This window comes from Aquariibacter albus, from assembly GCF_014145335.1.
Classification (GTDB): domain Bacteria; phylum Pseudomonadota; class Gammaproteobacteria; order Burkholderiales; family Burkholderiaceae_C; genus Aquariibacter; species Aquariibacter albus.
On record NZ_JACIVI010000006.1, the window covers coordinates 24,117 to 30,952 of the forward strand.

The window sequence follows — 6,836 nt, forward strand, 5'->3', positions numbered from 1 at the left end:
GGCCCCGATGAACGACGACACCCCCCGCGAAGCCTGCGCCCCCGTGGCCGAGGCCCCTGCCGCTTCCGGCAAGAAGGTCTACATCAAGACCTTCGGCTGCCAGATGAACGAGTACGACTCGGACAAGATGGTCGACGTGATGCGCGCGGCCGAAGGCTACGAACCCACGCAGGACCCCGAGCAGGCCGACCTGATCCTCTTCAACACCTGCTCGGTGCGCGAGAAGGCGCAGGAGAAGGTCTTCAGCGATCTGGGCCGGGTCAAGCACCTCAAGGCCCGGGGCACCAAGATCGCCGTGGGCGGCTGCGTGGCCAGCCAGGAGGGCGCGGCCCTGCTGGACCGTGCGCCCTATGTGGACGTGGTCTTCGGCCCGCAGACCCTGCACCGCCTGCCCGAGCTGCTCAAGCGCCGTGACAGCCACCGCCGGCCGCAGGTCGACATCAGCTTCCCCGAGGTCGAGAAATTCGACCACCTGCCGCCGGCCCGGGTGGAGGGCGCCAGCGCCTTCGTCTCCATCATGGAAGGCTGCAGCAAGTACTGCAGCTACTGCGTGGTGCCCTACACCCGCGGCGAGGAGGTGAGCCGGCCCTTCGACGATGTGCTGACCGAGGTGGCCCACCTGGCCGAGCAGGGCGTCAAGGAGGTGACGCTGCTCGGCCAGAACGTGAACGCCTACCGCGGGCCCATGGGCGGCACGGCGGAAATCGCCGACTTCGCCTTCCTGCTGGAGGTGGTGGCCGAGATCCCGGGCATCGAGCGCATCCGCTACACGACCAGCCACCCCAAGGAGTTCAGCGCGCGGCTGATCGAGCTCTACGGCCGCTGCGACAAGCTGGTCAACCATGTGCACCTGCCGGTGCAGCACGGCAGCGACCGCGTGCTGATGGCGATGAAGCGCGGCTACACCGCGCTGGAGTTCAAGAGCATCGTGCGCCGCCTGCGCGCGCTGCGGCCGGACATCGCCATCGGCAGCGACTTCATCGTCGGCTTCCCCGGCGAGACCGAGGCCGACTTCGCGCAGCTGATGAAGCTGGTCGAGGACGTGGCCTTCGACGCCAGCTTCAGCTTCATCTACAGCAGCCGCCCCGGCACGCCCGCCGCGGCCCTGGCCGACGACACGCCGGCGGAGGTGAAGCTCAAGCGCCTGCAGATCCTGCAGGCCGCGATCGAGGCCGAGGCGCAGCGCCGCAGCCAGGCCCTGGTCGGGCGGCTGCAGCGCGTGCTGGTCGAGGGCCCGAGCCGCAAGGACCCGTCCGAGCTGATGGGCCGCACCGAGTGCAACCGCATCGTGAACTTCGCGGCCGGCCCGCAGCCGCAACGCCTGATCGGCCAGTTGCTGGACCTGCGCATCACCCAGGCCCTGCCGCATTCGCTGCGCGCCGAGCTGCCCACGCGCGAGGCCGTGCTCAGCGCCTGAGCCTGGGCCCGGCCCCGAAGCCCGATGCACGCATCCCCTGGCGGCCTTCGGGCCGCCGCCCGCCGGAGCCCTCCGCCATGAACGCCCCCGAACGCCTGCCCGCCGCCGCCGCGCCGGACTCCGACGCCCTGCGCGCCCATGTGGACCGCGCCTGGGCCGAGCGCATCGTGCCTGCCCTGCGCGACTACATCGCGATCCCGGCCAAGAGCCCCCTCTTCGACCCCGACTGGGCCGAGCACGGCCACCTGGAGAAGGTGCTGCGCGACGCAGCGGCCTGGGTCGAGGCCCAGGGCCTGAAGGGCCTGCGGCTGGAGATCGTCCGCCTGAACGGCCCCGACGGCCGGCCGCGCACGCCGGTGATCTTCTTCGAGCTGGAGGCCAGCACGCCCGGCGCGGCGGTGCGCCCGCAGGACGAGCCGACGGTGCTGCTCTACGGCCACCTGGACAAGCAGCCCGAGTTCGACGGCTGGAAGACCGGCCTGGGCCCATGGACGCCGGTGCTGCAGGGCGATCGGCTCTACGGCCGCGGCAGCGCCGACGACGGCTACGCCGTCTACAGCGCCGTCACGGCCCTGGCTGCGCTGCAGGCCCAGGGCCTGCCGCATCCGCGCTGCGTCGGCCTGTTCGAGAGCTGCGAGGAAAGCGGCTCCGGCGACCTGCCGGCCTACCTGGACACGCTGCGCCTGCGCCTGGGCGATGTGCAGCTCGTCGTCTGCCTCGATTCCGGTGCAGGCAACTACGAGCAGCTCTGGCTGACCAGCAGCCTGCGCGGCAATGTGACGGGCACGCTGCGGGTGGAGGTGCTGGACGAGGGCGTGCACTCGGGCGATGGCAGCGGCCTGGTGCCCTCGAGCTTCCGCATCCTGCGCCACCTCCTGGACCGCCTGGAGGACAGCGCGAGCGGCCGGGTGCTGCCCGAGAGCTTCCACGCCGCCATCCCGGCCGAGCGGGTGGCCCAGGCCCACCAAGCGGCGGCCATCCTGGGGGCCGAGGTGTGGAAGCGCTACCCCTGGGCCTGCGGCGCCGACGGCGGCTTCGTGCTGCCGGTGACGACCGACCCTGCCGAGGTGCTGCTCAACCGCACCTGGCGTCCGACGCTGAGCGTGACCGGCGCCGACGGCTTCCCCGCCACCCGCAGCGCCGGCAATGTGCTGCGGCCCTTCACCGCCTTCAAGCTCAGCCTGCGGCTTCCGCCGGGCGTGGACGGCCATCTCGCCGCCCAGCGCCTGAAGGCCCTGCTCGAAGACCAGGCGCCCTACAACGCGCGGGTCACCTTCGAACCCGACGGCCGGGCCGGGCCCGCCGATGACGGCCAGGGCCCGGCGCGCTGGGGCGCGACGGGCTGGAACGCGCCCTCGCTCGCCCCCTGGCTGGATGCCGCGCTGGAGGCCGCCTCGCGCACGCACTTCGGCGCGTCCTACGCCCACATCGGCCAGGGCGGCACCATCCCGCTGATGAGCCTGCTGGAAGCTGGCTTCCCCAAGGCGCAGATGATGGTCTGTGGCGTGCTGGGCCCCAAGAGCAATGCCCACGGACCGAACGAGTTCCTGCACCTGCCCTATGCCCAGCGCCTGACCGCCAGCGTGGCCGAGGTGATCGCCGCCTTCGCGCGCACCCAGGCGGCGACGCCGGACTGAGCGGGCGGCAGGACGGCAGCCGGATAGCCCCACGGCCGGCGCTCCGGCTTCAACAGCCTGTCATGCGGCCGGTCTAGGGTCGCGGCACAAGCCGTCCATCCCGGGCGGCGGCCGGATGACGACCATGACCCGCCCCGATGACGAACGCGCCCCGGGCGCCGAGACCGACCTGGTCGAACGCCTCTTCCTGGACCGGCTCGACAGCCTGGACGAGGAGCTGGAGCTGGAGTTCGACGACCGCGACACCGGCCGCAGCGCGGAAAGCCGCGAAGCCCGTCGCCTCTACTTCCAGGAGCTTTTCCGCCTGCAGGGCGAGTTGGTCAAGCTGCAGGACTGGGTGCAGCACACGCGGCACAAGGTCGTCATCCTCTTCGAGGGCCGCGATGCGGCCGGCAAGGGCGGCGTGATCAAGCGCATCACCCAGCGCCTGAACCCGCGCGTCTGCCGCGTGGCGGCACTGCCCGCGCCCAACGACCGCGAGCGCACGCAGTGGTACTTCCAGCGCTATGCCGCCCACCTGCCGGCTGCGGGCGAGATCGTGCTCTTCGACCGCAGTTGGTACAACCGGGCCGGCGTCGAGCGGGTGATGGGCTTCTGCAGCGAGGCCGAGGTGGAGGAGTTCTTCCGCTCGGTGCCGGAGTTCGAACGCATGCTGGTCCGCTCCGGCATCCAGCTCATCAAGTACTGGTTCTCGATCACCGACGAGGAGCAGGAAGCCCGCTTCCTGGCCCGCATCCAGGACCCGCTGAAGCAGTGGAAGCTCAGCCCCATGGACCTCGAAAGCCGCCGCCGCTGGGAGGAGTACACCGTGGCCAAGGAGGCGATGCTGGAGCGCACCCACATCGCCGAAGCGCCTTGGTGGGTGGTGCAGGCCGTCGACAAGAAGAAGGCCCGCCTGAACTGCATCGCCCACCTGCTGGAGCAGATGCCCTATGCCGAGGTGGAACGGCCCGCCGTGCATCTGCCTCAGCGCGTGAGGCATGCCGACTACCTGCGGCATCCGGTGCCGCAGGATCTGATCGTGCCGGAACGCTACTGAAGCGCCTGTCCAGCGGCAGCTCAGGCGGGCAGCGGCCCGCGGCGCAACCAGCAGCGCACGATGGCCGCGGCCATCGGTGCCGCCACCTCGGCCAGGTAGCGCAGGAAGTCCCCGTGGGCCGCATCGTCGGCCCGGTCGGAGATGCTGCGGATCACCGCATAGGGCACATCGCAGTCGTGGCAGACCTGGGCCAAGGCCGCGCCCTCCATCTCGACGGCCAGGGCTTCGGGCAGCTCGTGACGCAAGGCCTGGCTCTCCGCTGCGGTGGCGACGAAACGATCGCCGCTGACGATCAGGCCCTCGTGCAGGCGGGGCTCGTCGATGCCCAGGGCTTCCAAGGAGGCCGCCAGGGCCAGGCGCTCGACCGAAAGCGCCTCGGCCGCAGCCGCCCGCAGGCCATCACTCAGCTCGGCATCGGTCGGAAACCGGGACCGGCCGGTCAGCGGCACCTCATGCCGGGGGAAGAGGGGCGAGACGTCGAGGTCATGCTGCAGCAGCTCGCGTGCAATCACGATGTCACCCACCCGCGCCCGCGGATGCAGGCCTCCGGCCACGCCGGTGAAGACGATGGCCCGGGCCTCGAAGCGCTCGATCAGCAGCGTTGCAGTGGTCGCGGCCGCAACCTTGCCGATGCGTGACAGAACGAGCACGACATCGCGCCCCTCAAGCTTCCCGGTGTGAAAGGCGCGACCGGCATGGTGATGCACGGACACCGCCTGAAGCTGGGCCAGCAGGGCAGCGAGCTCTTCGGGCATCGCAGCCATCAGGGCAAGGGTCATGATGCGCTCGGGCAGACAGGAAAGGGACCGTGGCGTTTCAGCGGAGCTCGCGACGCAGAATCTTTCCGACCGGAGTCTTCGGCAGATCGGTGCGGAACTCGATCTGTCGCGGCCGCTTGTAGCCGGTCAGATTGGCCTGGCAATAGGCCCGAACCTGCTCCTCGGTGAGCGTGGGGTCCTGGCGCACGATCACCAGTCGAACCGCCTCGCCGGACTTCTCGTCCGGCACCCCAACGGCCGCGCACTCCAGCACGCCGGGCATGCGGGACATCACATCCTCGATCTCGTTCGGATAGACGTTGAAGCCGCTGACCAGGATCATGTCCTTCTTGCGGTCGACGATCTTGAAATAGCCACGCTCGTCGGCGACACCGATGTCCCCGGTGCGCAGGAATCCATCGGGCGTCATCACGGCAGCGGTCTCATCGGGCCGCTGCCAGTAGCCTTGCATGACCTGGGGGCCACGAATCGCGATCTCTCCCGGCACGCCGGGGGGCAGCTCGTGTCCGGCGTCATCGAGCAACTTGAACTCCGTCGACGGCAGCGGCAGGCCGATGGTGCCCGTGTACTGCGTGGAGTTGACCGGGTTGCAACTGGCCGTCGGACTGGTTTCCGACAGGCCATAGCCTTCGCAGATCGAACATCCCGTCTTCTCGAGCCAGAGCTCGGCCACCCCCGCGGTGACCGCCATGCCGCCTCCGACACTCAAGCGGAGGCTGGACCAGTCCACCGTGCTGAAGCCCGGGTGCCGGGCCAAGGCGCCGAACAGGGTGTTGACGGCAGGGAAGCTGTGAAAGCGGTGCGGCGCCAAGGCCTTGAAGACAGCCGGCAAGTCGCGTGGATTGGGGATCAGGATGTTCGCCCCGCCAACGCGCAGGCTCAGCATCATGTTCACCGTGAACGCGAAGATGTGATAAAGCGGCAGCGCACAGACAGTCAGCAAGGGCTCGCCGGCCGGCAAAGCACCCAGCACCGGCCGATACCACGCCTCACACTGAAGCACGTTCGCGATGATGTTGCGATGGCTGAGCACCGCGCCCTTGCTGACGCCCGTCGTACCGCCGGTGTACTGGAGCAGCGCGATGTCCTGCGCCTTCACCTCGGGCCTCCGGTAGGGCAGTGACTCGCCGCGCTGCACCGCCCGGGGGAAGCGCAGCATGCCCCGCGCATCGAAGGCAGGCACCAGCTTCTTGACATGACGAACCACGGTGTTGACAACCGCGCCCTTCACGAGCCCCAGCATGTCGCCCAGGCTGGCCAGCACCACGCGCTCGGGCGGGATCGAGGACCCAGCGGCCTGCAGGGTCGCGGCGAAGTTCTCAAGAATGACGATGGCTGCCGCACCGGAATCCTTCAGCTGGTGCTGCAGCTCCCGCGGCGTGTACAGCGGGTTCACGTTCACCAGCACGCAACCGGCACGGAGGATGGCCGCAACAGCCACTGGATACTGCGGCACGTTCGGCATCATCACGGCCACCCGGTCCCCGCGGTCGAGACCCATCGCCTGAAGTTGGGCAGCGAGCGCACGGGAGTGCCGGTCCAGTTCACGGAAGCTGAAGCTTCGCCCCATGAAATGGCAGGCCGGGCGCTCTGCATACTTCGTGAAACTTTCCTCGATCAGCTCAACCAGCGACCCGTAGGCATCAGCGTCGATGGAAGGCGGAACCCCTTCGGGGTAGTGCTTGAGCCATGCAGCCGTCATGGAAGTCTCCTTGCGATGCGCGGATTGTGTCGCCTCGTCGGCGAGCAGGTCCATCGGGTCTAACCGCATCGCCCGCATCACATCTGAAGCCCCAAAAAGAAAACCCCCGACCAGGACGGTCGGGGGTTTTCTAAATACTAGCCTGACGATGTCCTACTTTCACACGGGCATCCGCACTATCATCGGCGCTGAGGTGTTTCACGGTCCTGTTCGGGATGGGAAGGGGTGGGACCACCTCGCTATGGTCATCAGGCTTAACCGG

General features: G+C 69.1%; 5 protein-coding genes and 1 rRNA gene. 3 read left to right on the forward strand and 3 right to left on the reverse strand.

The features are described 5' to 3' along the window. Positions 1-7: 7 nt before the first annotated feature. The 3 genes from miaB (at position 8) to ppk2 (ending at position 4,093) form a co-directional block, all read left to right on the forward strand. Positions 8-1,417, forward strand: coding sequence for a tRNA (N6-isopentenyl adenosine(37)-C2)-methylthiotransferase MiaB (gene miaB, locus H4F90_RS13615; protein WP_182665542.1), 1,410 nt, complete (start codon positions 8-10; stop codon positions 1,415-1,417). Between the two features lie 77 nt (positions 1,418-1,494). Next, positions 1,495-3,054 carry a M20 family metallopeptidase gene (locus H4F90_RS13620; RefSeq protein ID WP_182665544.1) on the forward strand — a complete coding sequence of 520 codons (1,560 nt, stop codon included), beginning with the start codon at positions 1,495-1,497 and terminating at the stop codon, positions 3,052-3,054. A 115-nt stretch (positions 3,055-3,169) separates the two neighbouring features. Continuing rightward, the gene (gene ppk2 / locus H4F90_RS13625) at positions 3,170-4,093 is read left to right on the forward strand and encodes a polyphosphate kinase 2 (RefSeq protein WP_407926192.1); all 924 of its coding nucleotides are present in this window, start codon (positions 3,170-3,172) and stop codon (positions 4,091-4,093) included. A gap of 20 nt (positions 4,094-4,113) precedes the next feature. On the opposite strand, the gene H4F90_RS13630 is transcribed toward ppk2, so the two are convergent. The 3 genes from H4F90_RS13630 to rrf form a co-directional block, all read right to left on the reverse strand. Next, positions 4,114-4,872: a 5'-methylthioadenosine/adenosylhomocysteine nucleosidase gene (locus H4F90_RS13630; RefSeq protein WP_182665548.1), complete on the reverse strand. Its 759-nt coding sequence runs from the start codon at positions 4,870-4,872 to the stop codon at positions 4,114-4,116. A 37-nt stretch (positions 4,873-4,909) separates the two neighbouring features. After that, positions 4,910-6,574, reverse strand: a complete 1,665-nt coding sequence (locus H4F90_RS13635; RefSeq protein ID WP_182665775.1) for a long-chain-fatty-acid--CoA ligase — start codon at positions 6,572-6,574, stop codon at positions 4,910-4,912. A gap of 140 nt (positions 6,575-6,714) precedes the next feature. Then, positions 6,715-6,827 (reverse strand): 5S ribosomal RNA (gene rrf, locus H4F90_RS13640). Positions 6,828-6,836: the final 9 nt, after the last annotated feature.

What these genes read in the sequence shown, in the direction of transcription:
- miaB (WP_182665542.1), top strand. Translation starts at nt 8, where the DNA reads ATGAACGACGACACCCCCCGCGAAGCCTGCGCCCCCGTGGCCGAGGCC.
- H4F90_RS13620 (WP_182665544.1), top strand. Translation starts at nt 1,495, where the DNA reads ATGAACGCCCCCGAACGCCTGCCCGCCGCCGCCGCGCCGGACTCCGAC.
- ppk2 (WP_407926192.1), top strand. Translation starts at nt 3,170, where the DNA reads ATGACGACCATGACCCGCCCCGATGACGAACGCGCCCCGGGCGCCGAG.
- H4F90_RS13630 (WP_182665548.1), bottom strand. Translation starts at nt 4,872, where the DNA reads ATGACCCTTGCCCTGATGGCTGCGATGCCCGAAGAGCTCGCTGCCCTG.
- H4F90_RS13635 (WP_182665775.1), bottom strand. Translation starts at nt 6,574, where the DNA reads ATGACGGCTGCATGGCTCAAGCACTACCCCGAAGGGGTTCCGCCTTCC.